This is a genomic window from Streptomyces sp. NPDC001796, from assembly GCF_042892355.1.
In the GTDB taxonomy this organism is placed as follows: domain Bacteria; phylum Actinomycetota; class Actinomycetes; order Streptomycetales; family Streptomycetaceae; genus Streptomyces.
The window spans coordinates 15,337-40,932 of record NZ_JBIAUC010000007.1 but is presented as its reverse complement, the minus strand read 5'-3'; the positions used below and the strand labels follow the sequence as shown (position 1 = coordinate 40,932).

The window sequence follows — 25,596 nt, the reverse complement described above, 5'->3', positions numbered from 1 at the left end:
CTGCTGGTAGAGGTGGGAGAAGTGGTAAAGCCGGCCCTGGAACCGAGAAGAGCAGTCCAAGGCCGGCCGTGCCACAGCCGGACGGCTGGTGCGTGACGCCCTCAGCCGTTGTCGGCCATGGCGTCAGTGGTTGGAGCACGCGTTGCCGGCAGTGGGGTTCAGCAGCGCGATGATGCCGAGGCTGTTGCCGCAGACGTTGACGGGCACGTGCACGGGAACCTGGATGACGTTCCCGGACAGGACACCCGGGGAGTTGGTCGCGGACGCGTCGGCTCCGGAGTCCGCCATGGCCGGTGCGGCCATTCCCAGAGCCATGATGGCGCCGGCCACTACGGCGGCGCTCTTCTTGTGCTTCACGGAGTTTCCCTTCTGTGCGGTCGTGCCCCTGTGACGGCCGAAACCGAGCGAGCACAATTCGAAACGGCTCGCCGCACGACCTGCATCTGTCAAACGAGGAATAGACGGCCGAAGCAACTCCCTCGCACGGGCCGCTGCGCAATTCACCCGAACGCCGATCGCGAAGACACACGAAAGGCAGGGCGGGTCGTCCGCGTGACTTCGGGTGATCGAAAGCCACGCGAGAGGAAGCCGGAAAAGAAGAATATGCAGGGCGGCCCGTGTCCCGGCCGCCCGAAAGACCCGGAAGCGGGCGGCCGGCCGGTGGGCGAAGGCGGTCAGCTGTTGCCGGTGCCGTTCGCGGACAGGACCGGAACGTCGTCCACGATGTGCGACAGCGGCTCGTCGCCCTTGGCCTGGGTGGAGTTCTCGGTGCACTGCTGGTTCTGCGGAGCCGACAGGACCGGGACGTCCTGCACGGCGACCGGCACCAGGCCGACGAGCGAACCGGCGTTGGCCTTGGCCGGCACACCGAGGCACAGCTTGTTCAAGGAGCCCTGCACCAGGGACATCTGCGGGCTCATGGCGCCCGAGGTCGCCGAGTTGCCGAACGACTCCGAGATGGTGTTCGAATTGGTGGACGTGGTCCCGGTGTCGTCACCGAGCGCCAGCGCCTGCGGAGCGGCCGCCGCCGAGACGCCCACCACGGAAGCAGCGACCGCAGCCGCGGCCATCGCCTTCTTGAACATGTCGGTTCCCTTCTGACAGAAGACACGTGTTCCTGCTCCTGCGATCAACCCGGCACCCTCGAATTGGTTTCGGCCATTCACCCGGTCGGGCCCGTTGCGCGGGCAGTAATTCTGGAAATACGCGCCCGGCATACGGGTCCGCCTGCGCCTCTCGATATCGGCCATCGGAGTGAAGGGGAGCAACCATGACACCGTGCGGCAGTTGTCCAGAGCGCTCCGGTGGACGGGGTTTCTCCAGAAGGGACTAGCAAGTGATGAAGAGGTTCATGGCCGCCGCGGCGGTCGCTGCTTCCGTGGTGGGCGTCTCGGCGGCGGCCGCTCCGCAGGCGCTGGCGGTCGGCAACGACACCGGGACGACGTCCACCAACGGCAACACCTCGACGCAGCAGTACGGCAACTCGGCCACCTACGGCGCCATGAGCCCCCAGATGGCGCTCATCCAGGGCTCGCTGAACAAGCCCTGTGTCGGTCTGCCGGCGAAGGTCAACGCCGGTTCGCTCGTCGGTGTCGTGCCGGTCGCCGTGCAGGACGTCCCGGTCCTGTCGGCGTCGCAGAACCAGCAGTGCACCGAGAACTCCACCCAGGCCAAGGGCGACGAGCCGCTGTCGCACATCCTGGACGACGTTCCGGTCCTGTCCGCGAACGGCACCAACAACGGCTGAGTCTGCCGAGTCCGGCGCATCCGGCGCACGAGGAGCGGCCCGCCGAGCGATTCGGCGGGCCGCTCCGGCATGCGCCCCGGCCGTTGTGCTCCGGGGATGTCCGGCTGCTCTACGAAACGACGTCCTTGCGGGCGAAACCGCGGAAGGCCAGGGCGAACAGCACGAGCGCGTACGTCACCGAGATCGCCGTGCCCTGGACCATGCCCGCCCACTCCGGTCGGGTCTGCACCGCGTCGGCCCAGGCGAACTGCCAGTGCGCCGGCAGGAAGTCGCGCCAGTGGCCCAGAGCGGTGACCGCGTCCAGCACGTTCCCCACGATGGTGAGCCCGACCGCGCCGCCCACCGCGCCCAGCGGGGTGTCCGTCTTCGTCGACAGCCAGAACGCGAGCCCGGCTGTGACCAGTTGGGACACGAAGATGTACGCCACCACGACGACGAGCCGCTGAGCCGCCGTGCCCGGGGAGAGGGAGCCGCCGGTCGGTATCTCCAGCGGCCCCCAGCCGTAGGCGGCCGTACCCACCGCGAGCGCGACGACCGGAAGCAGCACCATGGCCGCGAGGCTCATGCCGAGTCCGACCGCGAGCTTGGACCACAGCAGGCGGGCGCGGGGGACGGGCGCCGCGAGCAGATAGCGCAGCGAGGACCAGCTCGCCTCCGAGGCGACCGTGTCACCGCAGAACAGGGCCACCGGGATGACCAGCAGGAACCCGGCGGAGACGAACAGGTTCACCGCGGCGAAGTTGGCCCCCGACGCGGTCGCCGTGTCCATCAGCGTCACCTGGCCGTTGCGCGAGCCGGGGTCGCCGCCGATGGCGAAGGCGACGGCCAGCACGAACGGCAGCAGGGCCAGGACGGCACCCATCACGAGGGTGCGGCGCCGCTTCAACTGCCGCACGAGTTCCACGCGCAGCGGCAGCGTCCGCCGCGCCCGGTACCCGTCGGCCGTCTCCGTCCGCTCGGCGAGCGCGCTCATGCGGAACCTCCGATCAGGGTCAGGAAGGCGTCCTCCAGACGCCGGTGGGGGCCCACGGACTCCACGGGGACGTCCAGCCGCACCAGCTCCGCGACCAGCCGCCGCGCGCTGCCGCCCGCGTCGAGCCGGACCAGCAGCCCGTCCTCCGTGCGCACCACCGAGGCCACGCCCGGCAGTGCGCCCACCTTCTCGACGAGGGGCTCCTCCACGGGTGCGGTGGTGCCGACGAGCAGGGTGTCGCCCGAGCCGATGATCTCCTTGACCGGGCCCGCCTGGAGCAGTCGGCCGCGGTCCATGACCACCAGGTGGGTGCAGGACTGCTCCACCTCCGCCAGCAGGTGGCTGGAGACGATGACCGTGCGGCCGCCCGCCGCATACCGGATCATGACCTGGCGCATCTCGCGGATCTGCGGCGGGTCCAGGCCGTTGGTCGGCTCGTCCAGGATCAGCAGGTCCGGCAGGCCGAGCATCGCCTGCGCGATGGCGAGGCGCTGCCGCATGCCCTGGGAGTACGTGCGCACCGCGCGCTCCAGCGCGTCGCCGAGCCCCGCGATCTCGAGCGCCTCGTCCAGGTGCGCGTCCTCGGCCGGGCGGCCCGTGGCCCGCCAGTACAGCTCCAGATTCTCCCGGCCGGACAGGTGCGGCAGGAAGCCGGCGCCCTCCACGAAGGCCCCGACCCGTGACAGCACCGGGGCACCGGGGCGCACCGCATGCCCGAAGACGCGGATCTCGCCGCCGTCCGGCCGGATCAGGCCCATCAGCATGCGCAGCGTGGTCGTCTTGCCCGCGCCGTTCGGCCCCAGCAGGCCCAGCACCTGTCCCTTCTCCACGCGGAAGGACAGGTCCCTGACCGCGTACCTGTCCGCCGACTTCGCGTACCGCTTGCTCAGGCCGGTGATCTGCAGCGGTACCTCCGCCAGCGCGGGGTCGGGCACCGGTGCCGTCGTACGGCGGCGGGCCGTGAGCAGCAGGGCGGCCGCGACGACCGCACCGGTCACCGGCAGCCACCACACCCAGGAGGGGAGCGGGGCCGCCGCGGTCGCGACCCCGGGTGCCGTCGGCACCTTCAGTGCGCTCTTGAGGGAGACCGTGTACGTGGCGGGTGCGGTCGGGGAGGCGTAGCCGAGGTCCGTGGAGGCGAGGACCAGCCGCAGCCGGTGTCCCTTCTGCACCTCGTGGTCGACGGCGGGCAGGGTCAGCGTGACGTCCTTGCCGGCCTTGGCGCCCTCCACCCGGACCGGGGCGACCAGTTGCGAGGGCAGTACCGGCTGTCCCTTGCCGGGGCCGACGTCGTACACCTTCCCGAACAGCACGGCTTCGTCGCTCGTCGACGTGACATGCACCGTCACGGTCGGCGAGCCGGTGATCCACAGGTCCTGGCGCACGGGACGGGAGTCGAACTGCGCGTACTGTCCGGGGAAGTCGAGCGACACCCCGACGCCCAGCGACGACAGCTGGGCGAGGCCGCCCGAGCCGCCGAGGCCGGGGAGCGCGGAGACCGCGGGCGGGGTGGCGCCGGCCGGGTTGGTGAAGCGCTGCTGACGGCCGCTGAGCTCGACCGTCCGCTGCCCGCTCTCCAGTCCCGGGTACGAGGAGCCGCTCGCGCCCTTCAACTGGGCCGCGCCGTCCGTGGAGTCGATGCCGCCGGTGCGGGTGATCCGGAAGGCGGGCCCCGTGTCGACGCCCTTGTCGCCCTTCAGATAGCGGTCGAACCAGGCGGTGTCACGGGCCTGCACGCGGCTGGTCTCCATGTCCCCGCCGTCGTGACCGCCCGCGATCCAGTCGACGTCCATGGGGGCGCCGTTGGCGCGGATCGCCCGGGCCGCCGCGTCCGCCTGGCCGAGCGGGAACAGCGAGTCGGACTGGCCCTGCACCAGCAGGGTGGGCACCTTGATGTCCTTGCCCACGGCGGACGGCGAACGCGCCTGGAGCAGGGCACGCGCCTCGGCGTCCGGCTTGCCGGACTCGGCGACCCGCTCGTACATCCGGCACAGCTCGGCGGTGAACTCGGCACAACCGCCGCCGGAGTTCACGAAGACGCCGGCCCACAGCTTCTTGAACACGCCGTTCGGGAACAGGGCGTCCGCGAGGTTCCAGTACGTGATCGCCGGGGCGATGGCGTCCACCCGGTGGTCATAGCCCGCGGCCAGCAGCGCGATCGCCCCGCCGTAGGACGCGCCGGCCATGCCCACGCGCGGATCGCCCGGCTTGTCCAGCTGGACCTCCGGCCGCTTCGCCAGCCAGTCGATGAGCCGGGAGACATCGGCGACCTCGCCCTTCGGGTCGTTCAGCCCGATCTTCCCCGTGGACCTGCCGAAGCCGCGCGCCGACCAGGTCAGCACCGCGTACCCGTCCCGGGCGAGCGTGACCGCCTGGTCCGTCATGTCGTCCTTGCTGCCGCCGAAGCCGTGCGCGAGCAGGACGGCCGGGCGGCGGCCCGCGGATCCGGACGTGAAGAAAGAGGTGTCGATCCGTACTCCGCCGCCCATGTCCATCACTCTGTCGGTGCGGTGCACGGCCGGCGCGTCGTCCGAAGCGGCGGCCGTCCACGTCCCGACACCGGCCAGCACGAGAAGGACCGCGACCACGGCGGCCACGGCCCCTCGGCGCAGCCCACGGAATGCGGGCAGTCGAAGATCCATGCGTCAACGGTAGAGGCCGCCACCGACGACCGCGGCAGCCGCGGGGCTGAACCACGGCCCCTCCTGCGGGCGTACGGGCCTGCTGCCGCGTACCGCAGTCGTGGTACGGCGACGCGGTCGCCCCTGCCGCCGGTCGTGGTGCGGGCGGCAGGGGCGACGGGGCGAGGGGGAGCCGGCTCAGGCCCGCGCGTCCTCCGGGAGCGACACCAGCCAGCGGGTCGCGCGGCGCGGGCGGAGGTAGAGGGCCCAGTAGAGGGTGGCGGCGGCCGTGATGCCGCCCGTCCACAGCAGGTACGTCACCTCCTGCTGGGTGAGGATGTACCCCAGGACCGCGATCAGCAGGATGGGCATCGCGGGCCACAGCGGCATCCGCCAGGCCGGCGTCGTCGCGTGCCTGCCGCGCCGGGACAGCAGGGCGGCCACCGCGACGAGCAGGTACATGCCGGTCACCGAGACGCCCGTGACCCCGTAGAGCGTGTCCAGGTTGACGAAGCAGAGCAGTGCGCCGGGGACGCCGACGACGAGGGTGGCGACCCACGGGGAGCCGAACCGGCCGAGCCTGGCGAGCGCGTTGTTGACCGGCTGGGGCCAGGCCTTGTCGCGGGCCGAGGCGAACAGGACGCGGGAGTTCTGGATGACCATGACGATGCCCGCGTTGATGATCGCGAGCGCGACGCACAGGCTCACGAAGGTGCCGACGGCGGTGTTCGACCAGGCGGTGACCATGCTGCTGAGGTCGCCGCCGGTCAGCGCCTTGAGATCGGGGGCGCCCATGGTGATCGCGACGACCGGGACCAGGATGACGACCGAGGAGATGGCGAGGGTGGCGAGGACCGTGCGGGCGACGGTGCGGCGCGGGTTCTCCAGTTCCTCGGAGAGGTAGACGGCGGTCGAGAAGCCCTGGGTGACGAAGAGGGCGATGGCGAGGCCGGAGACCACCATCATGGCCGTGACGTGGTCCGTGTGCCCGCCGGCGCCGGTCACCTGCATCGAGACCAGACTGCCCGCCCCGCGCTCGCCGTGCGCGAAGCCGAGGACCGCGACGACGCCCGCGGCCACGACCTCCAGGACCAGGAAGATGCCCGTGATCCAGGCGTTGGCGCGCAGGTCCAGCAGGCCGGCGAGGGTGGCGAGGAGCATGACCCCGGCGCCCGTCATGGCCGGGTCCAGGTGCACGACCGGAGCCAGGTAGTCCGCCGTGCCCATCGCGATCACCGGCGGCACGATCATGACGACCAGCAGGGACAGCACGAACACCAGCCAGCCCGCGAGCCGTCCGGCCAGCGTCGACACCATCGCGTACTCGCCGCCCGCGCTGGGGATCAGGGTGCCCAGTTCCGAGTAGCAGAACGCCACCGCGATACAGAGGACGGAGCCGATGGCGATGGTGAGGGCGGTGGCGGTGCCCAGCGAGCCGAACAGGTCGGGGACGACCACGAAGAGAGTGGAGGCGGGCGTCACGCACGACAGGGTGAGCAGGGTGCCGCCGACGACGCCGATGGAACGCTTGAGTTTCTGTGGACTGTCCGGTGGCGGGACGGGGGCGTTCTCGACAGGGCGGAGCGTGTCGGTCATGCGGCGGTTCCGATCGACTCGTGCGACATGGTGGGGTCGGGAGCGTTATCGCCTCCGCGGCTTCGGTCGTACGTGCTCTGGTCCGCTCCCGGCGGACGCATCGAACCCCGACGAAAACCGCCGCGTCAATGGGTGTTCACCTACGGAATCCGCATCAGAAACGCGATCTACGACGGAATCGCGCGTCAATCGGTCCGTCTGTTCGGCATCTTGCGCGCATACGGGAACCGCAGCGGGGTCCCGGAAAAAAATGAGGCCGTCCGTATGACGGACGGCCTCGTCAGCCCTGCCGGGCGATGATCAGTGGTTGCGCGGGAACCCCAGGTCCACGCCCGCCGGGGCGTCGGCCGGGTCGGGCCAGCGGGAGGTGACCACCTTGCCGCGGGTGTAGAAGTGCGTGCCGTCGTTCCCGTAGATGTGGTGGTCGCCGAAGAGCGAGTCCTTCCAGCCGCCGAAGCTGTGGTAGCCGACGGGGACCGGGATGGGGACGTTCACGCCGACCATCCCGGCCTCGATCTCCAGCTGGAAGCGGCGGGCCGCGCCGCCGTCCCGGGTGAAGATCGCGGTGCCGTTGCCGAACGGCGAGCTGTTGATCAGCGCCACGCCCTCGTCGTAGGTGTCCACGCGCAGGACGCACAGGACCGGGCCGAAGATCTCGTCCCGGTACGCCTTCGCGCTGGTCGGCACCCTGTCGAGGAGCGAGATGCCGATCCAGTGACCGTCCTCGTAGCCGTCGACGGTGTATCCGGTGCCGTCGAGGACGACCTCGGCTCCCTCCGCCGCCGCGCCCGCGACGTACGACGCCACCTTGTCGCGGTGCGCCTTCGTGATCAGCGGGCCCATCTCGGACGCCGGGTCGTCGCCGGGGCCGATCTTGATCTTCTCGGCGCGCTCGCGGATCTTGTCCACCAGCTCGTCGCCGATCGAGCCGACCGCGACGACCGCGGAGATCGCCATGCAGCGCTCACCCGCCGAGCCGTACGCCGCCGACACCGCCGCGTCCGCCGCCGCGTCCAGGTCGGCGTCCGGCAGGACCAGCATGTGGTTCTTGGCGCCGCCCAGGGCCTGGACACGCTTGCCGTGCGCGGAGGCCGTGGTGTGGATGTAGCGGGCGATCGGGGTGGAGCCGACGAACGACACCGCCTTGACGTCGGGGTGTTCGAGCAGCCGGCCCACGGCCACCTTGTCGCCGTGCACGACGTTGAAGACGCCGTCCGGCAGCCCGGCCTCCGCCAGCAGCTCGGCCAGGCGGATCGAGGCCGACGGGTCCTTCTCGGACGGCTTCAGCACGAAGGTGTTGCCGCACGCGATGGCGATCGGGAACATCCACATCGGCACCATCGCCGGGAAGTTGAACGGCGTGATGCCCGCGACGACGCCGAGCGGCTGCCGGATCGAGGCCACATCCACCCGGCTCGCCACCTGCGTGGACAGCTCGCCCTTCAGCTGCACGGTGATGCCGCAGGCCAGATCGACGATCTCCAGGCCGCGCGCCACCTCGCCGAGCGCGTCGCCGTGCACCTTGCCGTGCTCGGCGGTGATCAGCTCCGCGATCTCGTCACGGTGCTCGTCAAGCAGCGCCCGGAACCGGAAGAGGATCGAGGTGCGCTGCGCGAGCGAGGACTGACCCCAGGTCGCGAAGGCCTCCTTGGCCGCGGCGACGGCCGCGTCCACCTCCTCCACGGTCGCGAACGCGACCTTCGTGGTGACCGCGCCGGTCGCCGGATCCGTCACCGGCCCGTACGTGCCCGAAGCGCCTTCGGCGGTCTTGCCGCCGATCCAGTGGTTGACGATCTTCGTCATGCCCGAGAACTCCTTCACAGATGGCGGCGTCGGGTGGCAACGTGCCGTTCGTAGACCTCGCGCGCCTTGACCGCGGACGGCCGGGTCGCGGTCTCGGCCACGGGTACATCCCACCAGGCCTGCGCCGGAGGCGCGCCCGACACAGTGTCTGCGGTTTCGGTCTCCACATAGACACATGTGGGAGTGTCCGCGGCGCGCGCCTCGGCGAGCGCGTCACCCAGGTCGCGTACGGTCCTGGCGCGCAGCACCCGCATCCCGAGACTGGCCGCGTTGGCGGCGAGGTCCACGGGCAGCTTCGCCCCCGTGTACGTGCCGTCGTCGGAGCGGAAGCGGTAGGCGGTGCCGAACCGCTCGCCGCCCACGGACTCCGACAGACCGCCGATGGAGACGTAGCCGTGGTTCTGCACGATCAGCACCTTGATCGCGATGCCCTCCTGCACGGCCGTCACGATCTCCGTCGGCATCATCAGATAGGTGCCGTCGCCGACCAGCGCCCACACGGGCCGCTCCGGCGCGGCCAGCTTCACGCCGATCGCGGCCGGGATCTCGTAGCCCATGCACGAGTAGCCGTACTCGAGGTGGTACTGGTCGCGGGAGCGGGACCGCCACAGCTTGTGCAGGTCGTCGGGGAGCGAACCGGCCGCGTTGACGATCACGTCCGACTCGTCCACCACCGCGTCCAGCGCGCCGATGACCTGCGGCTGCGTCGGTCGCAGATCCGGTTCCTCGGCCTCGAAGCAGGCCTCCACGCGCTGCTCCCAGCGCTCCTTGTCCTCCGTGTACTCGGTCACGTACGCCGGATCGACCCGGTGGTCGTGCAGCTCCAGAGCCTCGGTCAGCTCCTCCAGCCCGCTGCGGGCGTCCGCGACCAACGGCGTCCCGCACATCTTGTGCCCGTCGAACGACGCGATGTTGAGGTTGAGGAAGCGGACGCCCTCGCCGGTGAAGAGGGTGCCGGAGGCCGTGGTGAAGTCCGTGTAGCGGGTGCCGACGCCGATGACCAGGTCGGCGGTGCGGGCCAGCTCGTCGGCGGCCGCCGTGCCGGTGTGGCCGATGCCGCCGACGTCCTGGGGGTGGTCCCAGGCGAGCGAGCCCTTGCCGGCCTGGGTGGAGGCGACCGGGATGCCGGTGGCCTCGGCGAACTCGGCGAGGGCCTCCTCGGCACGGCTGTGGTGGACACCGCCGCCCGCGATCACGAGCGGGCGCCGGGCGGCGCGGATCGTGTGGACCGCCTCGGCGAGTTCGACCGGGTCGGGGCCCGGGCGGCGCACGTTCCAGGTCCGCTCGGCGAAGAACTCCTCCGGCCAGTCGAAGCCTTCCGCCTGCACGTCCTGCGGCAGCGCCAGTGTGACCGCGCCCGTCTCCACCGGGTCGGTGAGCACGCGCATCGCCTGCAGGGCGGCCGGTATCAGCGCCTCCGGGCGGGTGATCCGGTCGAAGTACTTCGACACCGGGCGCAGACAGTCGTTGACGGACACATCGCCGGCCTGCGGGACCTCCAGCTGCTGCAGGACCGGGTCGGCCGGCCGAGTGGCGAAGACGTCGCCGGGCAGCAGGAGGACCGGGAGGTGGTTGATCGTGGCGAGGGCGGCACCCGTGACCAGGTTGGTCGCGCCCGGCCCGATGGACGTCGTCACCGCGTGCGTGGACAGCCGGTTCGACTGGCGGGCGTAGCCGACCGCCGCGTGCACCATCGACTGCTCGTTGCGGCCCTGGTGGTACGGCATGGCGTCGGGGTACTCGACCAGCGCCTGCCCGAGGCCCGCGACGTTGCCGTGCCCGAAGACGCCCCAGGTGGCGGCGATCAGCCGGCGGCGCACGCCGTCGCGCTCGGTGTACTGGGCGGCCAGGAAGCGTACGAGCGCCTGAGCGACCGTGAGCCTCGTCGTTGAGGTCATCGGTATCCCTCCGTGTGGTCCGGGTGGAAGCAGATCCGCACCTGGGGTACGGCCCTGCCGCCCTGCACGTCTCGACCGTACGTCGCTCGGACCTCCGGCGCGGGGCCGTAGCGGGCGGGGAGTCTGCGCTCGCACTTCGCTCCTGCCAGGGCGAAGCGGTCTCCCGCGCCGGAGGCGATCGTGCCCGGGCGCCCCGGACCCGTGCGCGAGGTCGGTCATCCCCGCGAAGACGGTGTCCCTGCCCGGGAGTTGTCAAGTTTGTGGGCTATGTTCCGGTCGTGGCGGTCACAGCACCGCTCCTGCCGTGATCGCCGCCTCCACCTCGTCGGCCGTGGGCATCGCGGACGAGCACTCGAGGCGGGAGGCGACGATGGCGCCCGCCGCGTTGCCGTACCGCATGATCCGCTCCAGGTCCCAGCCGGCCAGCAGTCCGTGGCACAGCGACCCGCCGAAGGCGTCGCCCGCGCCGAGACCGTTGAGGACCTTCACCGGGAGCGGCGGCACCTCGGCCGACTCGCCCGTGCGGCTGACCGCGAGGACGCCCTTGGGTCCCTGTTTGACCACCGCCAGCTCGACACCGGCGTCCAGCAGGGCGCGTGCCGCCGTGTGCGGATCGCGCTCACCGGTGGCGATCTCCACCTCGTCGAGGTTGCCGACCGCGACGGTGGTGTGCCGCAGGGCCTCGGCGTAGAACGGGCGTGCGGTGTCCGGGTCGCGCCAGAACATGGGCCGCCAGTCGAGGTCGAAGACCGTCGTACCGGCCTTGGCGCGGTGGGCGAGCGCCGCGAGCGTGGCGGTGCGGCTGGGCTCCTCGCACAGGCCCGTGCCCGTGATCCAGAAGACGCGCGCGGCGCGGATCGCGTCCAGGTCCAGCTCGTGGGCGTCGATCTCCAGGTCCGGCGCCTTGGGCTGCCGGTAGAAGTACAGCGGGAAGTCGTCCGGCGGGAACACCTCGCAGAACGTGACCGGTGTCGGCAGCCCCGCCACCGGTGTGACCCAGCGGTCGTCGACGCCGAAGCCCTGCAGCGCCTCGTGGAGGTAGGCGCCGAAGGGGTCGTCGCCCGTGCGCGTGATCACCGCCGTGCGCCGGCCGAGCCGGGCGGCGGCGACCGCCACGTTCGTCGCCGAACCGCCCAGGAACTTCCCGAAGGACCTCACCTGCGGCAGGGGCACCCCGGTCTGCAGTGGATAGAGGTCCACGCCGATCCGGCCCATGGTGATCAGGTCGTAGGCCTCCATCGGGTTCCCTTCGCATCGGCTGTCCCCAGGTCTAGCCGCGCCGGAGAGCCCTGTCAATGTTTTGTCCGGACATTCGGATGACACCTTGACGTGGTTTCGGGAAACCGAGGGCGGTGGGCTTTCGGAGGCGCGTGGTGGTGGGCACCATGGATGGTTTCCGGGTGTGCCGGGAGGGCGTATGGCGAGCGGGATGGTGGCGCGCAGCGGGCGCGGAGCGCGCGGGAGTTGGGAAACCGTGGTCGCGCGGCCGCACCCCCGGCTGCGACCCGGTGTGATCAGCTACCGCGGGATCCGGCTCGCGCTCGACGGCCCGCGCAGCCGCCTGGAGACTCCCATCGGCGCGGCCACGCTCCTGCTGGGCTTCGAGGGCTCCGTCCGGATCGCGCGGCCCGGCCGGCTCCCGACGACCCTTGAGTCGGTGTACTCCGCTCTGAACACCACTGCGGCCGTCGGTGAGCACGGCGGCCGCATATTCGGCATCGAGATCCTGTTCACCCCTTGGGCCGCGTTCACGCTCTTCGGCACCTCTCAGCACGAGTTGACCAACCGGCCCGTCGACCCGGAGGAGTTGCCGCGTCCCACAGGTGGTGGCGGCCGGGCGGGCGTGGCCGAACTCGCCGCCGCACTGGCCGTGCTGCCCGGCTGGACGGATCGTTTCCGGCTGCTCGACGACGTGCTCGCGCGCTGGACGCAGGCGGGGCCGCCGAGTTCGGCCCGGGTGGTGCGCGCCTGGTCGCTGCTGCGGCGCAGCGGCGGTGCCGTGCCGGTGGCGCGGCTCGCGGACGAGGTCGGTTGGAGCGTACGGCAGTTGGAGAACCGTTTCCGCGAACAGATCGGGCTCGGCCCGAAGGCCGCGGCCCGTGTGCTGCGGCTGCAACGTGCCCGGCGGCTGCTCGCCTCCGGGCGGTCGGTTGCCGAGATCGCGGCGCTCTGCGGCTTCTACGACCAGGCGCATCTGAACGGGGAGTTCCGGGCGATGACCGGGTGCACGCCCCGGGAGTTCGCCGCGGCACGCGGGGAGGTGGCGGCGACGCGGTCCGGACTGCCCGGAACGGACCGGATGACGGGGGAGGTGACGAGCCTGGTGCTCTCGCCGAACGGCAGTGCGCATTTTTCCAAGACCGGAAGGATCGCCTGACGGCAGGCTGGGTCCGCGGCGGTCGCTGCGGGGGAAGCACGGACCGGCGGGCCGGGCCCGGCGCAGCGGGTCCGGCCGGCCCTGCACGGGGGCAGGGCCGGGCCGGGGTGGCCCGGCAGGCCGGGATCCGTACGCGTCACCGGTTCGCACGGCGCGGCAGCGACCGTCCGGCCACGGCTTGAGTGCCGGCTCCCGCGGTGCACTGGCCGCCACGGCGTGCGAAACCCGTCAAGTGCGCCGGAAGGGTGAATCGCGGCCATTCCGGATATCACCCCATCGGAGGCGCAACCCGGGCGGGTGCTCCGCAGTTGACTCAACGTCGGGCATTCCGCCCGGCTGTTGTGACGATCCCCAAGGAGCACCTCTCCATGTCGCGTATCGCGAAGGGCCTTGCCCTGACCTCCGTTGCCGCCGCGGCCGTGGCGGGCACCGCCGGCATCGCCGCCGCTGACAGCGGCGCAAGCGCCGCCGCCGACAACTCTCCGGGCGTTCTGTCGGGCAACGTCGTGCAGGTCCCGATTCACGTTCCGGTCAACGTGTGCGGGAACACGATCGACGTCGTCGGCCTGCTGAACCCGGCGTTCGGCAACACCTGCGCCAACGGCTGACGCCCGACAGCGACCCTTCTGCCGGCCGTTCCCCCCTCGGGGGGACGGCCGGTTGGCGTCATCGCGCCCGCTCGGCGTTGCACCAAACGGGTGGCGCCGTCGCCCATGCGTGCACATGGCCCCTCATCAGCGAAAACATGGTGCACGACAGGCCGCGGACGCTACTGCGGGCAGCCGACCTGTTGCACGCCCTGGCGGCTCCTTCCACGGTGAGCACAAGCACCCTCACCGACCACGAAGGGGACCACTCATGTCTGCTGTGCCCACCCGTCGCCTTGCTTCCACCGCTGTCTGCGCCACCCTGCTGCTCGGCATCACCGGCCCTGCCGCGGCGGCGGCCGAGCACGACGCGCCCCGCGGCCGTACCCACGCCTCCGCCCCCCTGCCCGGCCCGGAGGTGCTCCTGCCCCGGGTCCAGCGGCTCGCCGAAGCCGACCGCGCCGTGGCCCCGGTCTCCGAGCTCCTCAAGGCCGCGCTCACGGCGGACAACCGCCGACTGTCCGCCAAGGAGGCGGCAGAGCTCAGGAGGGCCGCGCAGGACGCCATCACCAGGATGGCCCCGCCCACCCCCGCGCCGACCGGGCCCATACCGTCGCGCAACGACGTGCAGGGCGACGCGCTCACCGCTCTGCGCAAGGCGGTCGACGACCTGGCCGCGGCGACCACGTCCGGCAACGGCGGTCAGGTACTGCCCGCGGCCACGGGCGTGCTCAACAAGCTCATCAGCGTGCTCGTCACCTTCGTGGCCGGCGGGGTGACCATGCCGCCCCTTCCCAGCCTGCCGAGCATGCCCGGCCTTCCGCCGTCGATGATGCCGAAGCCGAGCGGGAACCCCACTGCCAAGCCCAGCCCGGCGGCTTCTACGACGTCCGGCTCGAAGCTCGCGCCGGCCGGCAAGCCCACGGACCCGCCGCAGCACACGGTCTCGGCCATGCCGTACCCGCCCAAGCGCTGAACCGGCCTGATCCGAACGAGAGGCCGTAAGGGTTTCCGCCGGGTCGGGGGCTCGTTAGCCAGGACGCAACCGTCCCCTCCGGTGACTTCGGTCACCGAAGCTCCGGCGACTTCGGTCGCCGAAGAAAGGAACACGGATGAAGTCCCTCAAGGCCGTCGCCGTCGTCGCCGGGTCCCTGGTCGCCGCCGGCGTCGCCGCACCCGCCTTCGCCGACGACGCCTCCGACCTGACGCCCACCAGCCTCAACGGTGCGCTGCAGACCGTCACCACCCAGAAGACCCTGGACATCCGCCCCATCGCCCACCAGTCCGACACCCTGGACACAGAGAACAAGCACTCCGTGCTGAGCACCGTGAACGGCGCGGCGGCCGCCCTCAACCGGCAGGCCGGCCCGGCCCGGCTGCTCGGCGGTCTTCCGCTCCGGGGCCGCTAGTTGTGGTGTCTTCGGACGTTGGTTCCACGACGTCTTCGAATGCCGGCTGCTGCGGGAGGATGCCGAGCGGTTCCAGCGGCTGGGCGAAGGTGACGCGGTAGTCGCTGCCGGCGGTCCGGCTGATCGGCGGCTTTCCGCCCAGGGCGGCGTGGGGCCGCTCGTGGTTGTAGTGGCTGAGGAAGTCGGCGAGTGCGACGCGGCGTTCGTGCTCGGACGTGTAGTTGCGGACGTAGGCCCATTCCCGGGCCAGGGTGCCGCCGATGTGCCCTGCTGGTGGCGCTCCCGGACTGGGCGGCCGCGTTCACCGGGAGCCCTGGGGTCTCGGGGCTCCCGCGTGAGCGGCTGTGCGTGGCGTCAGCGTGCGAACTTTTCGATGGCCTCCGGGGTGACGGGGGTGAAGAAGTTGACGAGGTTGCCGTCGGGGTCACGGAACAACAGGGACCGGTTGCCCCAGGGCATCGTGGTGGGCCCGTTGACGAAGTCGGTGATGAAGCCGGTCAGGTTCTGGTGAACGCGGTCCACGTCGTCGACGAGGAACTCGGTGATCACGCCGTGGTTGTCCGCAGGGCGGGCAGAGCCCGGGGCGAACAGCGGGACGGTGCGGGTGCCGGCGATCGCGAGGGTGGCGCCCGCGGTCTTGAGTTCGGCGAAGTCCTCGGTGGCCCACGTCGCCCGCGCCCCTGTGGCTCGCTCGTAGAACTCGACGAGGCGTGCGACGTCGCTGGTGATGATGCGGATCGAGACGAAGTCCATGGGGTCTCCTTGGCTGCTGGAATCGCTGCGCGTCGCAGGCTAGGAGAAATAGTGGACAGAATCCGTCCCCTTTTCGCGTTAGGCTGTGCACATGCCTCGACCCACCGGCCGCGTGCTGACACTCCTGGAGTTGCTGCAGTCGGGCGGCACCCGGACGGTGGCCGAACTCGCCGACCGGCTCGGCGTCGAAGGGCGCACCGTGCGGCGGTATGTGGACCAGCTGATCGATCTGGACGTGCCGGTGGAATCGGTGCGCGGGCGCTACGGCGGGTACCGGCTGGCCCCCGGGTACCGCTTGCCTCCGCTCATGCTCAGCGACGACGAGGCGCTGGCCGTGCTGCTCGGCCTGGTCGCCGGTCGCCGAGCGGGATTGACGACGACGGAGCGCACGGCGAGCGAGACGGCAGCGGCGAAGATCCGGCGGGTGCTGCCCAAGCACATCGCCCGCAGGCTGGACACACTCCTGGAAGCCGTCGCCTTCACGGATCAGCCCAGTGATTTCGACACCCCGAACGCCGAGGTCCTGCTCACCATCGCCGATGCGGTGCGCCACCGCCGACCCGTCTCGATCCGCTACACCGATCGTGACGGACGGCGCAGTGAACGCACGTTGCACGCGTACGGGGTCGTCGCCCACGCGGGTCGGTGGTACGTCACGGGCCAGGACGCCCGGATCGGCGAGGACCGGACCTTCCGGCTCGATCGCATCGCAGACGCACGAACCCTGCCCGGCTCATTCGAAGCGCCCGCGGGTCCCGACCCGGCACATCGTCTGTTGTCAGCCTTCGCCACAGCCGAGTACCGGCACGAGGTGACCTTGCGGATCCACGGGACGGTTGGGCAGATCCGTGCCCAGCTTCCCGCCAGCGTCGCGAGCCTGGAGGACTACGCGCCCGCGGCAGGCGAGCACCAGGCGACCGAGCGCTGGCTGCGCGTCGAGCTGCGGGCGGAGCAGCTCGACTGGTTGCCTCCGGTACTCGCCTCACTCGACCGGCCGTTCGTCATCGAGCGCCCCGATGAACTGCGCGACCTCGTCATCGCGCACGCCGAACGCCTCGCGTCCTACGCCCGCCAAGCCTGAACGCGAGAAACCAATGTCATGAGATGGCGCAGCCAGTGCCCCGGCCGGTCACGTTTGCCCGTCAAGGGCCGGGCGTCGCGACGGGGCGAACGTTGCCTGCAGGGGCACTGGGACCCGCCTTCCGGAGGACCCGTCCTCAGAGCCGACCCGATCCGAAAGACAGACCCCAGTCGTCCGGGTCCCTCGTTCGTGTGGTCGCCGCCATCCGCATCCCCCGGTCGGGCGAGAAAGCGCCCGGTGGCCCGCCGGGGCGTCGATACGGTTCCGCGGTGACCACAACTTCCGGCGCAACGCGCCCCTTCCGCCCCGCCGACCTTGGCACGCTCGTCGTCCTGGCCTGGAGCGGCGAGGCCCCCGGCGGGGACATGCCCTACCTGCTCGCCTACTCCCTCGGCGACGGGGAGAGCGGTCCGGAGGGCTCGGCGGCCGCCGTCGAGGCGCTGTTGCGCGCCAACGGGCTGGACCCGGGCGACCAGCTCATCGACGGCACCCAGCGCCCCGGCCTGCCCGTGACGCTGCTGGCCGAGGCGGGCCAGGCCGTCGTCACGATGCCTTATCTGAACGCGCAGTGCACCGTGCCGCCTCAGTGGCTCGCCGCCCTCCGCGCACGCGGCCACGCCTACTTCCTGTTCACCACCCGCCCCTGGCCCGAGGCCGCGCCCGGCAGGCCCGTCGAGCCGGAGCGGCTGGCGGCGTTCGCGGGCGCCGAGGAGACGCTGAGCACGGCCGCGCACGTACTGGTGCCCGCCCTCAGCCTGCGCGGCTGACCCTCTGCGGCCGCCGATCAGCCGAGGCGGCGCACCGGCTTACCGGCCAGGTATGCCTCGATGTCCTCCACAGCCTGGCCGTAGTACGTCGCGTAGTTGTCGCGCGAGACGTAGCCCAGGTGCGGGGTGGCGAGCAGGCGCGGAGCGGTGCGCATCGGGTGGTCGGCCGGAAGCGGCTCCACGTCGAACACGTCGACGCCCGCGCCCGCGATACGGCCCTCGTACAGGGCCGCGAGCAGGGCGTCCTGGTCGACGATGGCCGCACGGGAGGTGTTGATGAGGTAGGCGGTCGGCTTCATGAGCGCCAGTTCACGGGCGCCGACCAGGTCGCGGGTGCGATCACCGAGCGCCAGGTGCACCGAGACGAAGTCGCTCGCCGCGAGCAACTCCTCCTTGGAGCCGGCGAGTTCCACCCCGACCTCGTCCGCGCGCTCCTTCGTGAGGTTCTCGCTCCAGGCGGCGACCTCCATTCCGAACGCGAGCCCGACCCGCGCCACCCGGCTGCCGATCCTGCCGAGACCGAGGAGTCCGAGCCGCCGTCCGTGCAGGTCCGCGCCCACGGTGCTCTGCCAAGGGCCGCCGTGCCGCAGGGCGTTGCTCTCCTCGACGATGCCGCGCGCGAGCCCGAGCAGCAGGGCCCAGGTCAGCTCGACGGGCGGTGTGCCGGAACTCTCCGTGCCGCAGACGGTCACCCCGTGCGCCTCAGCGGCGGCGTAGTCGATGACGCTGTTGCGCATGCCGGAGGCGACGAGCAGTCGCAGCCGGGGCAGCCGGGAGAACAGCGAGCCAGGGAACGGCACGCGCTCGCGCAGTGTGACCACGATGTCGAACCCCGCCAGCGCCGCGGCCAGGGCGTCCTCGTCGCCGAAGTGCTCGGCGAAGGACACCACCTCCACCCGGTCCCCGATCGGTGACCAGTCCGCGACGGTCGTCGCGATCTGCTGGAAGTCGTCGAGCACGGCACAGCGAAGCCGCATGTCAGCCCCCTTTGATCAACGGGGGCACCTTATCGGACGGGGTACGGCGGCCTGGTGGCCCTGTGGACGGCTGCCCGGGAATTCGCCGTGTGACTACTCTCCCTTCCTGGTCCCCCAGAGGTAGACGCTGTCACCGATGCGGAGCAGGGACCAGAGCGCTTTCGCGTCGTCGTACCGGAGATTCACGCACCCGTGCGATCCCGGGTCCTCGAAAATCGGCCGGCGGCTCGCGTGGAGGGCCTCACCGCGGTCGAAGAACTGGCTGTACGGCATGGGGCCGGGAAACTGGGTCGACCAGAAGTCCTTCACGCGCCGGTAGATCTTGTGCCGGCCATTGCGGGTCGCGTATCCGGGCCTGCCGGTACGGGCGGGGACGGGGCCGAAGACGATCTTCTTGTTCTTCCGCACCCACAGCAGCTGACGGTTCTGGTCCACGCAGACCGCGACTTTCGCCCCGCTGGGGCATCCGGTGAGGGACTTCTTGTGGGCCGCGGCCCAGGCCGCGGTCGCGGCCCGGTAGCTGATGAGGTCGGCATACCCGTCCGCCGGATCGATCTCGTACTTCTGCTGCATCTTCTGGATGGCCGCGCAGTCCGTCGCGGACTGCTGTCCGTCCTCGAGCAGACCCAGATACTTCTCCACCTGCCGTTGAAAAGGCCCCGTGGTGAGCCGGCATTCCGGGGTTTCGTCGTCGGCGGGGCGGATGTGAGGCATGCTCGTGGCCGAAGAAGCCGAGGTGGCGGCGAGCGTGATGGGAAATGCCATGCCCACTGTGGCCCAGATGCGAATCCAACGGAAGGGGATTCGTTTCCTCCGTGCCATCAGGTTCCCTCTCGGTACCGGGCCCATGGAATTCCCGGGCGTGCGTCGACGGGGAACCAGTTGACGTTTCCCGTTCCTGTCAAACGGAGGCGCCGGGGGCATCACCCCAATGCCCCCGGCGGCACTCCCGGGACGGTGCCCTTCGGCCTCCGACGGCCCGTCAGGCGTGCCGTCAGCCCTCGAAGCCCTGGGCACGCAGGATCGCGTCGACGCGGGCGCGGTGAGCCTCCTCCCACGCGTCGATGGTTTCGGCGGCCTCCTTGGCCAGCTTGGCCCGGGCCGCGGCGAGCACCTCGTCCGCGCGGGCGGCGGGGACCACGACGACGCCCTCCTCGTCGGCCACCACCAGGTCACCGGCGCGCACCGGCACCCCGCCGCAGCGGACCTCCACGTTGAGCGGCTCCACGACCGACTTGGCGCCGGGGACGGGGATGACGCCCCGGGCGAAGACAGGGAAGCCCATGGCGCGGACCTCGGCGAGATCGCGGCGCCGCACTGTCCTTCTTCACCGGCTTCCTCTCCGACCTCGTCGCCAACACGGCCGTGGCCGAGCGGGTGGCCAGGATCGTGGACCTGGTCAAGCTGTTCACGTCGGCGGCGGAGAAGGTGGCCGCTCTCCTGGAGCGGTTCACGGGGCTCAGCGCGGAGACCGTCGCCACCCTGGAGCGGGTCCTCACGACCGTGGCCAGGATCACCGCGGGCTTCACCAAGACGGGGCTGGAGAGCTTCGTGACCAACTTCGCGGCGGACTCGGGCAGCCTCATGCTGAACCAGGCCGTCGACGGGCGGCCGGTGACCGTCGGCGCGGACCTCACCGCCGGCAGCCGCGCCGCGGCCGGCACGGCGGCGTTCACCGCGGCCGCCGGAACCGCGGGAGCGCGCCTGACCGGGACGGCCGGCGACATCCTGCGCGGCGACGGCCTCCTCGGTACGACCGTCAACGGCGCGGCCGGCAATGTCGCGGGCGGTCTCACGGCCGACGTCATCGCCGGCCAGGACCCGTCGACGATCGGCCAGGACGCGCTCACCAACGCCGCCACGGGTGCCTTCGGCAACGCCCAGAACCACGGCGTCAACCATGCCCTGGAGCAGCACGGCAGCCTCGGCGGAGAGAACCTCGGCGACCGTGGGAAACTCGCGGACGGCGCCTTCAGGAACACCGTGGGCACCACCCTCAACACGGGTGTCTACGCCGCCGGTTCCGGTATCGAGTCCGACCTGCAGGACCTGATGAAGGACGAGAAGGACGAGAAGGACGAGAAGGACGAGTGAGAGTACCGAGCGCCACCGACCTGGCCGCGGTCTGGACCCCTAACCCTGACCACCCCTACACCTGGGCGAAGTTCTTCGGGCTGCTGGCCGTGGTGTTCGGCTGTGTGATCGCGCTCGTCGGGGTCTACGCGGCGGGCAGCACATGGCGCGGCCTCGATCCGCCGCGCCGACGCAGGCAACTGCTTCCGCTCACCGTCACGGCGGCCGTCATCCTCGCCGTCGGCATGGCGGTCGCGGCCTTCGGGGTATGGCTGTTCTGACCACGGCTCCGCCGGCCCGTCCCCGTGCGGATCACCTGGCGCAGACGTCCTTCAGCTCGTCGGCAACCGTGTCGACATACCAGGCACCGGCCGGCTCCCGGGAGGCGTGGATGCCGGGCGCTGCCCGGCGACGAGGGGCTGGGTCAGACCTTGATCACGGTGGTCGTCCGCCGCACAACGCAGTCAAGCCCTCCGGGTCCGAGGTGAGGACCGTGACCGGTCCGGGGGCGGCGAGGGCGGTGGCGCCGAGCATGGCGTCGACGGCGTGCTCGTGGCCGTGAGGTGCGCGGGAACAACCACGGCACGCCCGGCGGGAGGCCGAGATCGAGGACGGAACCGGTGGCCGAAGCCCGGTCACCATGCGTTGATGACCGGCGCCTCGGGTTCGTGCTGCTGCCAGGCCTCGTTGAGGCGCGCGAGCCGGTCCGCGGCGGCGATGCCGCGCAGGGACGCGACCTTGCCGTCGCTGACTTCGAACGCCACGGCGCCCACGACCCGGTCGTCGATCACGGCGAGCACGGCCGGGGAGCCGTTGACCAGCGCGATGTGCATCGCGGGGGAGCCGCCGGCCAACCGCCGCTTCGCCGGAGTGGGCTTGAAGCCGGCCCGCACGTAGGAGGCGATGCGCTCGCGCGTCTTGTACCGCAGCAGCCGCCTGGCCAGTCCGGCGCCGTCCGAGACCATGGTCGCGTCGGCGGTGAGCATCGCCACCAGCCGTTCGGTGCGCCCGGACGTGGCCGCGGCGAGGAACTCCTCGACGATCCGGCGCGCGGACGCGGGATCCACCTCGTCGCCGCCGCGGCGCTCGGCGGCGACCCGGCGCCGGGCCCGGTGGACGTGCTGCTGGCTCGCGGACTCGGTGATGTCGAGGATCCCGGCGATCTCTGCGTGGGTGTACGAGAAGGCCTCGCGCAGGACGTAAGCGGCCCGCTCGACCGGAGACAGGCGCTCCATGAGGGTCAGTACGGCCAAGGACACCGATTCGCGCTGCTCGAAGGTGTCGGCAGGACCGAGCATCGGGTCGCCCTCGAGGAGCGGCTCGGGCATCCAGTCTCCGACAGCGCGCTCGTGGCGGGCCTGCGCCGAGCGGAGCCGGTCGAGGCAGAGATTGGTGACGACCTTGGTGAGCCACGCTTCCGGCACCTCGATGCGTGCCCTGTCCGCGGCCTGCCAGCGCAGGAACGCGTCCTGCACGGCGTCCTCGGCGTCGGCGGCCGAGCCGAGCAGACGGTACGCGAGCGAGGCCAGCCGGCCCCGGCCGGCCTCGAATCGATCGATGGCTGCGCTGTCCATGCGCAGGAGCCTATGCGGCGACCTTCGCACCGGCCCGGTCAGGCGCGGTGACCAGGCGGCGCCTGCGCTTCGGCATGCCGAAGGTCGGGTGGGCGATGCTCCACCCGGACCCCTTGAGAATGCCCGACTTGAGCCACGCGGCGGTCCGGCCGCCCAGGTACCAGTCCTTCGACCGGACGTCCTCGTCCACCATCTGGAAGATCGCGTCCCGCCGCCCGAGGCTGATGTGGTTGCCGTGGTACTTCAGCCCGACGGTCGGGACCTGGCTGCCCGTCAGGCGCGCGATGATCGCGGCGGTCGCCTGCATATTGGTGAAGCCGGCCGAGGCGCAGGACATCGGCAGCGGCCGGCCGTTCTCGCCGATCGCGTAGGCGCAGTCACCGGCGGCGTAGACGTCCGGGTGCGAGACCGAGCGCATGGTGCGGTCGACGACGATCTGGCCGGTTTCGGCGACCTCCAGGCCGCTGGCCGCCGCGATGGGATGCACGGCGAACCCGGCCGACCACACGATCACGTCAGCCGGGATGGCAGTACCGTCGGCGGCTATTGCCCGTGTCGGCTCGACCGCTTCGATGCAGGTGTGCTCGTGGACGGTGATGCCGAGCCGGTCGAAGGCTTGGCGCAGGTGGCGGCGGGCCTTCGGGGAGAGCCAGGCGCCCGGCTCGCCGCGGGCGGCGAGCGCGACCGAGAGGTCGGGCCGGGACTCGGCGAACTCGGTGGCGGTCTCCAGGCCGGTCAGCCCCTCACCGACGACCAGCACGGTGCCGCCCTCACCCAGGCCGGCCAGACGCTCGCGCAGACGCAGCGCCGAGGACCGGCCGGTCACATCGAAGGCGTACTCGGCCACGCCGGGCACGCCGTGGTGGGCCACGGAGCTGCCGAGCGTGTAGAGAAGGGTGTCGTACGCGAGCTCGCCGTCGCCGTCCTCGCCGGTCACGGCGACGGTCCTGCGCTCGGGGTCGACGCCGGTGACGCGCGCCAGGCGCAGCCGCACCCCGGTGCCCGCGAACACGTCGGCGAGCTTGCGGAACGCGACGTCGTGGCCGATCGCGAGCTGGTGGAGCCGCATCCGCTCAACGAAGTCGGGCACGGCGTTGACGACGGTGATCTCGGTGTCGGCGGGGGACAGCCGGCGGGCCAGGTTTCCGGCGGCGAAGGCCCCGGCGTATCCGGCGCCGAGTACGACGATGCGGTGCTTCATGGCGATGCTCCTGTCTCGTTCGCGTGCCCCTTGAACGAGACGGCGCCCCGATTGCTGACAGGAGCCGGGTGTGACGTGGGTCACCCGTACCAGGAGAGTGGCTGAGCCTCCGAAAGGTGTCTGGGCCCCGGAGTCCTCTGCCCGCACGATCTGTGCCGTCTGCACGATCTGTGCCGTGTCTGCAAGCTCTCCCGGGCCAGGCCGCCTTGGCTTACGCGCCGGGAGGGCGGAAGGTGACCTGCCGGCGGGCAGCCTCGTCGATCTCGTCGACGGTGAGGAGGGGAGTGGCCCGGGTGCGGAGCGCTCCGCTGGCCTTGACGCTGAGGCTTACGGCAGCCATGGAGACCGGGTCGGGGAAGTCGAGGATGCACACGAGGTCGTCCTCTCCGAAGGCGAAGTACATGGCCTCGACCGTCCCGCCGAGGCCGGCGACGACTTGTTCGACGGCGGCGCGGCGGCCACTGGCGCCTTCCTTGAGCAAGCCCTTCGTCCCCTCGGGCGTGTAGGTGGACTGGATGAGGAACTTCGGCATAGGGCGCTCCCTGCCCGTCACTTGTCCGGTGTGCAGAATGGCCTTCCCGCTGTCACGTCGGCTGCCAAGCAACGAACGGCTGGATTCACTCGTAAGGCACATCGGCACGTGCATGTGTGGGACAGCACGACAGCACCTGAATCAGCGAAGGGCCTGTCGGAGGAGACACCTCCTGATGGGCACGGCTCCAGTCACGGCCCCAGTGGGGCATACGGCCGGTCGGTCAGGGGCGGTTCATACCCCACGTCTGCAGGGCGTAGGGCCGGCCCTTCTCCTCCCCCCTGATCAGCGGCACGTCGAGCAGTGTGAAGCCCGTCTTGGTGGCCACGGCGACGCTGGCGGCGTTCTCGGCCTCAAGCTCCAGGATCACCTGCCTCGCGCCCAGCTGCTCGAAGGCGTAAGCAGCCATCACCCGCACCGCCCGCGCCGCCAGCCCCTGGCCGCGGTGCGCCGGGCCGACCGCGTAACCGAGCTCTGCGCCTTCCCGGGTACGCCGCAGCATCACCTCGCCGAGCGGTGCGCCGCCGTCGACGGTGATCGCGAGCAGGATGGTCGTGCCCTCCGCCCGCAGCTGCCGGTCCCGGACCAACCGTGCTCGGGCGGCCGCTTCGTCGAAGGGGGAGACGATCGGTGTCCAGTACGCGATGTCGGGGTGGTCGAACAACTCCGGCATCGCGGCCAGGTCCACCTCCGTCCAGTCGCGGAGAACGAGCCCCTCACCCGAGAGCTCGATCCGCTCGGGAAAGGGCCTGGTGCTGCTCATGGTGGGGGCCTCCCTGACTTGTCCAGGACAAGGGAGGATAACCGGCAGGCAGACACGTTGCCGTGGTCACTTCGCCACGCAAGAGACGACCGGACAAGATCTCGAACCGGAGCCGGCTACGGGCGGCGTAGCCGGACGGCCAGGAAGTAGGGCACGGTGTGGGTCCTCTCGTACCGGCGGGGATCGATTTCGCGGGCCTCTTCCACTGCCCGCGGCTCCATCAGCTGCTCCAGCACGAACCCGGCCCCGAGCAGCTCTCCGAGGAACTTCTCCAGCGTCATCCGCCAGTAGTGGATGGTGAACCCTCCGTCGAGGGGGGCCTCGACACGCTCGTCGGCGAAGTACGAGCCCCCGAACCATGTCCACTCACCGGCGGGGTGCGTGGTGGAGACCAGCAGCCTGCCACCGGGGCGAAGGACGCGCCGCAGCTCGGCGAGCAACTGCTCGCGTGCCTCCACGTGGTGATACACCAGTGCCATCACCGCCAGGTCGAACGAGGTGTCCTTCAGGAACGCCAGCGGCTCCTCCAGGTCATGCTGGTGCAGCTCGACGCCGTCCCCGAGCCGCTCGCGCGCGGCGCGGAGCAGCGTCTCGCTGCCCTCCACCCCGACGACCTCCGCCGCCCCACGATCCCGCAGCTCGGCCGCGTAGTGACCGGCCCCGCACCCGACGTCGAGCACCCGCAGCCCGCGAACGTCCCCGGCCAACTTGAGCATGGCCGGCCGATCTGTGTGGGCGTTGGAGGCGTTGTTCGTGGCAAGGGCGGCGAAGTACTCGCCCAGCTCTCCGTGGTACGCGGTCTCTGCTCGTGTCATCCCGTCACCTTCGCACCAACCCCGGCGCACACCCCAGAGTCAGATCGAC

At 71.2% G+C, this 25,596-nt stretch carries 25 protein-coding genes and 4 pseudogenes; 9 read left to right on the top strand and 20 right to left on the bottom strand.

Annotated elements, in window-relative coordinates; translation table 11 throughout:
- Positions 1 to 123: 123 nt before the first annotated feature.
- Both ACFYZE_RS16470 and ACFYZE_RS16465 read right to left on the bottom strand, forming a co-directional pair.
- Complete coding sequence (locus ACFYZE_RS16470; RefSeq protein ID WP_388993614.1) at positions 124 to 357, bottom strand: chaplin; 234 nt, start codon at positions 355 to 357, stop codon at positions 124 to 126.
- Between the two features lie 317 nt (positions 358 to 674).
- Positions 675 to 1,085, bottom strand: coding sequence for a rodlin (locus tag ACFYZE_RS16465; protein WP_388993611.1), 411 nt, complete (start codon positions 1,083 to 1,085; stop codon positions 675 to 677).
- Between the two features lie 254 nt (positions 1,086 to 1,339).
- On the opposite strand from ACFYZE_RS16465, the gene ACFYZE_RS16460 reads away from it, so the two are divergent.
- Positions 1,340 to 1,747, top strand: coding sequence for a rodlin (locus ACFYZE_RS16460; protein WP_388993608.1), 408 nt, complete (start codon positions 1,340 to 1,342; stop codon positions 1,745 to 1,747).
- Positions 1,748 to 1,856: 109 nt separating this feature from the next.
- Here ACFYZE_RS16460 and ACFYZE_RS16455 read toward each other — a convergent pair whose 3' ends face one another.
- The 7 genes and pseudogenes from ACFYZE_RS16455 to iolC form a co-directional block, all read right to left on the bottom strand.
- Positions 1,857 to 2,720 (bottom strand): ABC transporter permease, encoded by an 864-nt coding sequence (locus tag ACFYZE_RS16455; protein WP_388993605.1) that lies wholly within the window; start codon positions 2,718 to 2,720, stop codon positions 1,857 to 1,859.
- Entirely contained in the window at positions 2,717 to 5,362 is a 2,646-nt protein-coding gene (locus ACFYZE_RS16450) for an alpha/beta fold hydrolase (protein ID WP_388993602.1), read from the bottom strand. Before ACFYZE_RS16450 ends, ACFYZE_RS16455 begins: the two co-directional genes overlap by 4 nt.
- A gap of 177 nt (positions 5,363 to 5,539) precedes the next feature.
- On the bottom strand, positions 5,540 to 6,937 hold the full coding sequence (locus ACFYZE_RS16445; RefSeq protein ID WP_388993599.1) for an APC family permease: 1,398 nt from the start codon (positions 6,935 to 6,937) through the stop codon (positions 5,540 to 5,542).
- A gap of 300 nt (positions 6,938 to 7,237) precedes the next feature.
- Positions 7,238 to 8,740, bottom strand: a complete 1,503-nt coding sequence (gene mmsA / locus ACFYZE_RS16440; RefSeq protein WP_388993596.1) for a CoA-acylating methylmalonate-semialdehyde dehydrogenase — start codon at positions 8,738 to 8,740, stop codon at positions 7,238 to 7,240.
- 14 nt (positions 8,741 to 8,754) lie between these two features.
- Positions 8,755 to 10,638, bottom strand: coding sequence for a 3D-(3,5/4)-trihydroxycyclohexane-1,2-dione acylhydrolase (decyclizing) (gene iolD, locus ACFYZE_RS16435; RefSeq protein ID WP_388993593.1), 1,884 nt, complete (start codon positions 10,636 to 10,638; stop codon positions 8,755 to 8,757).
- A gap of 89 nt (positions 10,639 to 10,727) precedes the next feature.
- Positions 10,728 to 10,890, bottom strand: a pseudogene (locus tag ACFYZE_RS16430) (5-deoxy-glucuronate isomerase); the annotation flags it as partial.
- Positions 10,891 to 10,923: 33 nt separating this feature from the next.
- A complete protein-coding gene (gene iolC, locus ACFYZE_RS16425) occupies positions 10,924 to 11,877 on the bottom strand; it encodes a 5-dehydro-2-deoxygluconokinase (protein WP_388993591.1) in 954 nt (317 codons plus the stop codon).
- Between the two features lie 178 nt (positions 11,878 to 12,055).
- On the opposite strand from iolC, the gene ACFYZE_RS16420 reads away from it, so the two are divergent.
- The 4 genes from ACFYZE_RS16420 (at position 12,056) to ACFYZE_RS16405 (ending at position 15,011) form a co-directional block, all read left to right on the top strand.
- Positions 12,056 to 13,015 carry a helix-turn-helix domain-containing protein gene (locus ACFYZE_RS16420; RefSeq protein ID WP_388993588.1) on the top strand — a complete coding sequence of 320 codons (960 nt, stop codon included), beginning with the start codon at positions 12,056 to 12,058 and terminating at the stop codon, positions 13,013 to 13,015.
- Between the two features lie 368 nt (positions 13,016 to 13,383).
- Entirely contained in the window at positions 13,384 to 13,623 is a 240-nt protein-coding gene (chpG, locus tag ACFYZE_RS16415; protein WP_181138935.1) for a chaplin ChpG, read from the top strand.
- A gap of 250 nt (positions 13,624 to 13,873) precedes the next feature.
- Positions 13,874 to 14,578, top strand: coding sequence for a hypothetical protein (locus ACFYZE_RS16410; RefSeq protein WP_388993585.1), 705 nt, complete (start codon positions 13,874 to 13,876; stop codon positions 14,576 to 14,578).
- A gap of 136 nt (positions 14,579 to 14,714) precedes the next feature.
- Positions 14,715 to 15,011 (top strand): hypothetical protein, encoded by a 297-nt coding sequence (locus ACFYZE_RS16405; RefSeq protein ID WP_388993582.1) that lies wholly within the window; start codon positions 14,715 to 14,717, stop codon positions 15,009 to 15,011.
- Positions 15,012 to 15,126: 115 nt separating this feature from the next.
- Here ACFYZE_RS16405 and ACFYZE_RS16400 read toward each other — a convergent pair.
- Positions 15,127 to 15,264: pseudogene (locus tag ACFYZE_RS16400) on the bottom strand (integrase core domain-containing protein); the annotation flags it as partial.
- Between the two features lie 101 nt (positions 15,265 to 15,365).
- A complete protein-coding gene (locus ACFYZE_RS16395) occupies positions 15,366 to 15,764 on the bottom strand; it encodes a VOC family protein (RefSeq protein ID WP_388993578.1) in 399 nt (132 codons plus the stop codon).
- A gap of 91 nt (positions 15,765 to 15,855) precedes the next feature.
- Here ACFYZE_RS16395 and ACFYZE_RS16390 point away from each other — a divergent pair, with 91 nt between their 5' ends.
- Together ACFYZE_RS16390 and ACFYZE_RS16385 are read left to right on the top strand one after the other, a co-directional pair.
- Positions 15,856 to 16,845 (top strand): helix-turn-helix transcriptional regulator, encoded by a 990-nt coding sequence (locus ACFYZE_RS16390; RefSeq protein ID WP_388993575.1) that lies wholly within the window; start codon positions 15,856 to 15,858, stop codon positions 16,843 to 16,845.
- A 269-nt stretch (positions 16,846 to 17,114) separates the two neighbouring features.
- Positions 17,115 to 17,612, top strand: coding sequence for a DUF5949 family protein (locus ACFYZE_RS16385; RefSeq protein WP_388993572.1), 498 nt, complete (start codon positions 17,115 to 17,117; stop codon positions 17,610 to 17,612).
- A 17-nt stretch (positions 17,613 to 17,629) separates the two neighbouring features.
- Here the strand turns inward: ACFYZE_RS16385 and ACFYZE_RS16380 are convergent, their stop codons facing one another.
- The 3 genes and pseudogenes from ACFYZE_RS16380 to ACFYZE_RS16370 all read right to left on the bottom strand — a co-directional run.
- Entirely contained in the window at positions 17,630 to 18,589 is a 960-nt protein-coding gene (locus ACFYZE_RS16380; RefSeq protein ID WP_388993570.1) for a D-2-hydroxyacid dehydrogenase family protein, read from the bottom strand.
- A gap of 93 nt (positions 18,590 to 18,682) precedes the next feature.
- Positions 18,683 to 19,354, bottom strand: a complete 672-nt coding sequence (locus tag ACFYZE_RS16375; RefSeq protein WP_388993567.1) for a L,D-transpeptidase — start codon at positions 19,352 to 19,354, stop codon at positions 18,683 to 18,685.
- 229 nt (positions 19,355 to 19,583) lie between these two features.
- A pseudogene (locus ACFYZE_RS16370) lies at positions 19,584 to 19,898 on the bottom strand (RraA family protein); the annotation flags it as partial.
- Positions 19,899 to 19,954: 56 nt separating this feature from the next.
- Between ACFYZE_RS16370 and ACFYZE_RS16365 the strand changes: the two are divergent.
- Positions 19,955 to 20,683: a hypothetical protein gene (locus ACFYZE_RS16365; RefSeq protein WP_388993565.1), complete on the top strand. Its 729-nt coding sequence runs from the start codon at positions 19,955 to 19,957 to the stop codon at positions 20,681 to 20,683.
- Positions 20,680 to 20,943, top strand: coding sequence for a hypothetical protein (locus ACFYZE_RS16360; RefSeq protein WP_388993562.1), 264 nt, complete (start codon positions 20,680 to 20,682; stop codon positions 20,941 to 20,943). The genes ACFYZE_RS16365 and ACFYZE_RS16360 overlap by 4 nt, the downstream gene beginning before the upstream one ends.
- A 143-nt stretch (positions 20,944 to 21,086) precedes the next feature.
- Here the strand turns inward: ACFYZE_RS16360 and ACFYZE_RS16355 are convergent.
- From ACFYZE_RS16355 to ACFYZE_RS16330, 6 genes and pseudogenes are all read right to left on the bottom strand, one after another.
- Positions 21,087 to 21,223 (bottom strand): annotated as a pseudogene (locus ACFYZE_RS16355) (DNA-binding protein); the annotation flags it as partial.
- 74 nt (positions 21,224 to 21,297) lie between these two features.
- Positions 21,298 to 22,236: a sigma-70 family RNA polymerase sigma factor gene (locus tag ACFYZE_RS16350; RefSeq protein ID WP_388993560.1), complete on the bottom strand. Its 939-nt coding sequence runs from the start codon at positions 22,234 to 22,236 to the stop codon at positions 21,298 to 21,300.
- Positions 22,237 to 22,246: 10 nt separating this feature from the next.
- Positions 22,247 to 23,437 (bottom strand): NAD(P)/FAD-dependent oxidoreductase, encoded by a 1,191-nt coding sequence (locus ACFYZE_RS16345; RefSeq protein ID WP_388993557.1) that lies wholly within the window; start codon positions 23,435 to 23,437, stop codon positions 22,247 to 22,249.
- A gap of 211 nt (positions 23,438 to 23,648) precedes the next feature.
- Positions 23,649 to 23,969, bottom strand: a complete 321-nt coding sequence (locus ACFYZE_RS16340; RefSeq protein WP_388993554.1) for a GYD domain-containing protein — start codon at positions 23,967 to 23,969, stop codon at positions 23,649 to 23,651.
- A gap of 223 nt (positions 23,970 to 24,192) precedes the next feature.
- Entirely contained in the window at positions 24,193 to 24,732 is a 540-nt protein-coding gene (locus tag ACFYZE_RS16335) for a GNAT family N-acetyltransferase (protein ID WP_388993551.1), read from the bottom strand.
- Between the two features lie 116 nt (positions 24,733 to 24,848).
- Positions 24,849 to 25,547 (bottom strand): class I SAM-dependent methyltransferase, encoded by a 699-nt coding sequence (locus ACFYZE_RS16330; protein ID WP_388993548.1) that lies wholly within the window; start codon positions 25,545 to 25,547, stop codon positions 24,849 to 24,851.
- Positions 25,548 to 25,596 lie beyond the last annotated feature (49 nt).

What these genes read in the sequence shown, in the direction of transcription:
- ACFYZE_RS16465 (WP_388993611.1), bottom strand. Translation starts at nt 1,085, where the DNA reads ATGTTCAAGAAGGCGATGGCCGCGGCTGCGGTCGCTGCTTCCGTGGTG.
- ACFYZE_RS16460 (WP_388993608.1), top strand. Translation starts at nt 1,340, where the DNA reads ATGAAGAGGTTCATGGCCGCCGCGGCGGTCGCTGCTTCCGTGGTGGGC.
- ACFYZE_RS16455 (WP_388993605.1), bottom strand. Translation starts at nt 2,720, where the DNA reads ATGAGCGCGCTCGCCGAGCGGACGGAGACGGCCGACGGGTACCGGGCG.
- ACFYZE_RS16450 (WP_388993602.1), bottom strand. Translation starts at nt 5,362, where the DNA reads ATGGATCTTCGACTGCCCGCATTCCGTGGGCTGCGCCGAGGGGCCGTG.
- ACFYZE_RS16445 (WP_388993599.1), bottom strand. Translation starts at nt 6,937, where the DNA reads ATGACCGACACGCTCCGCCCTGTCGAGAACGCCCCCGTCCCGCCACCG.
- mmsA (WP_388993596.1), bottom strand. Translation starts at nt 8,740, where the DNA reads ATGACGAAGATCGTCAACCACTGGATCGGCGGCAAGACCGCCGAAGGC.
- iolD (WP_388993593.1), bottom strand. Translation starts at nt 10,638, where the DNA reads ATGACCTCAACGACGAGGCTCACGGTCGCTCAGGCGCTCGTACGCTTC.
- iolC (WP_388993591.1), bottom strand. Translation starts at nt 11,877, where the DNA reads ATGGAGGCCTACGACCTGATCACCATGGGCCGGATCGGCGTGGACCTC.
- ACFYZE_RS16420 (WP_388993588.1), top strand. Translation starts at nt 12,056, where the DNA reads ATGGCGAGCGGGATGGTGGCGCGCAGCGGGCGCGGAGCGCGCGGGAGT.
- chpG (WP_181138935.1), top strand. Translation starts at nt 13,384, where the DNA reads ATGTCGCGTATCGCGAAGGGCCTTGCCCTGACCTCCGTTGCCGCCGCG.
- ACFYZE_RS16410 (WP_388993585.1), top strand. Translation starts at nt 13,874, where the DNA reads ATGTCTGCTGTGCCCACCCGTCGCCTTGCTTCCACCGCTGTCTGCGCC.
- ACFYZE_RS16405 (WP_388993582.1), top strand. Translation starts at nt 14,715, where the DNA reads ATGAAGTCCCTCAAGGCCGTCGCCGTCGTCGCCGGGTCCCTGGTCGCC.
- ACFYZE_RS16395 (WP_388993578.1), bottom strand. Translation starts at nt 15,764, where the DNA reads ATGGACTTCGTCTCGATCCGCATCATCACCAGCGACGTCGCACGCCTC.
- ACFYZE_RS16390 (WP_388993575.1), top strand. Translation starts at nt 15,856, where the DNA reads ATGCCTCGACCCACCGGCCGCGTGCTGACACTCCTGGAGTTGCTGCAG.
- ACFYZE_RS16380 (WP_388993570.1), bottom strand. Translation starts at nt 18,589, where the DNA reads ATGCGGCTTCGCTGTGCCGTGCTCGACGACTTCCAGCAGATCGCGACG.
- ACFYZE_RS16375 (WP_388993567.1), bottom strand. Translation starts at nt 19,354, where the DNA reads ATGGCATTTCCCATCACGCTCGCCGCCACCTCGGCTTCTTCGGCCACG.
- ACFYZE_RS16350 (WP_388993560.1), bottom strand. Translation starts at nt 22,236, where the DNA reads ATGGACAGCGCAGCCATCGATCGATTCGAGGCCGGCCGGGGCCGGCTG.
- ACFYZE_RS16345 (WP_388993557.1), bottom strand. Translation starts at nt 23,437, where the DNA reads ATGAAGCACCGCATCGTCGTACTCGGCGCCGGATACGCCGGGGCCTTC.
- ACFYZE_RS16340 (WP_388993554.1), bottom strand. Translation starts at nt 23,969, where the DNA reads ATGCCGAAGTTCCTCATCCAGTCCACCTACACGCCCGAGGGGACGAAG.
- ACFYZE_RS16335 (WP_388993551.1), bottom strand. Translation starts at nt 24,732, where the DNA reads ATGAGCAGCACCAGGCCCTTTCCCGAGCGGATCGAGCTCTCGGGTGAG.
- ACFYZE_RS16330 (WP_388993548.1), bottom strand. Translation starts at nt 25,547, where the DNA reads ATGACACGAGCAGAGACCGCGTACCACGGAGAGCTGGGCGAGTACTTC.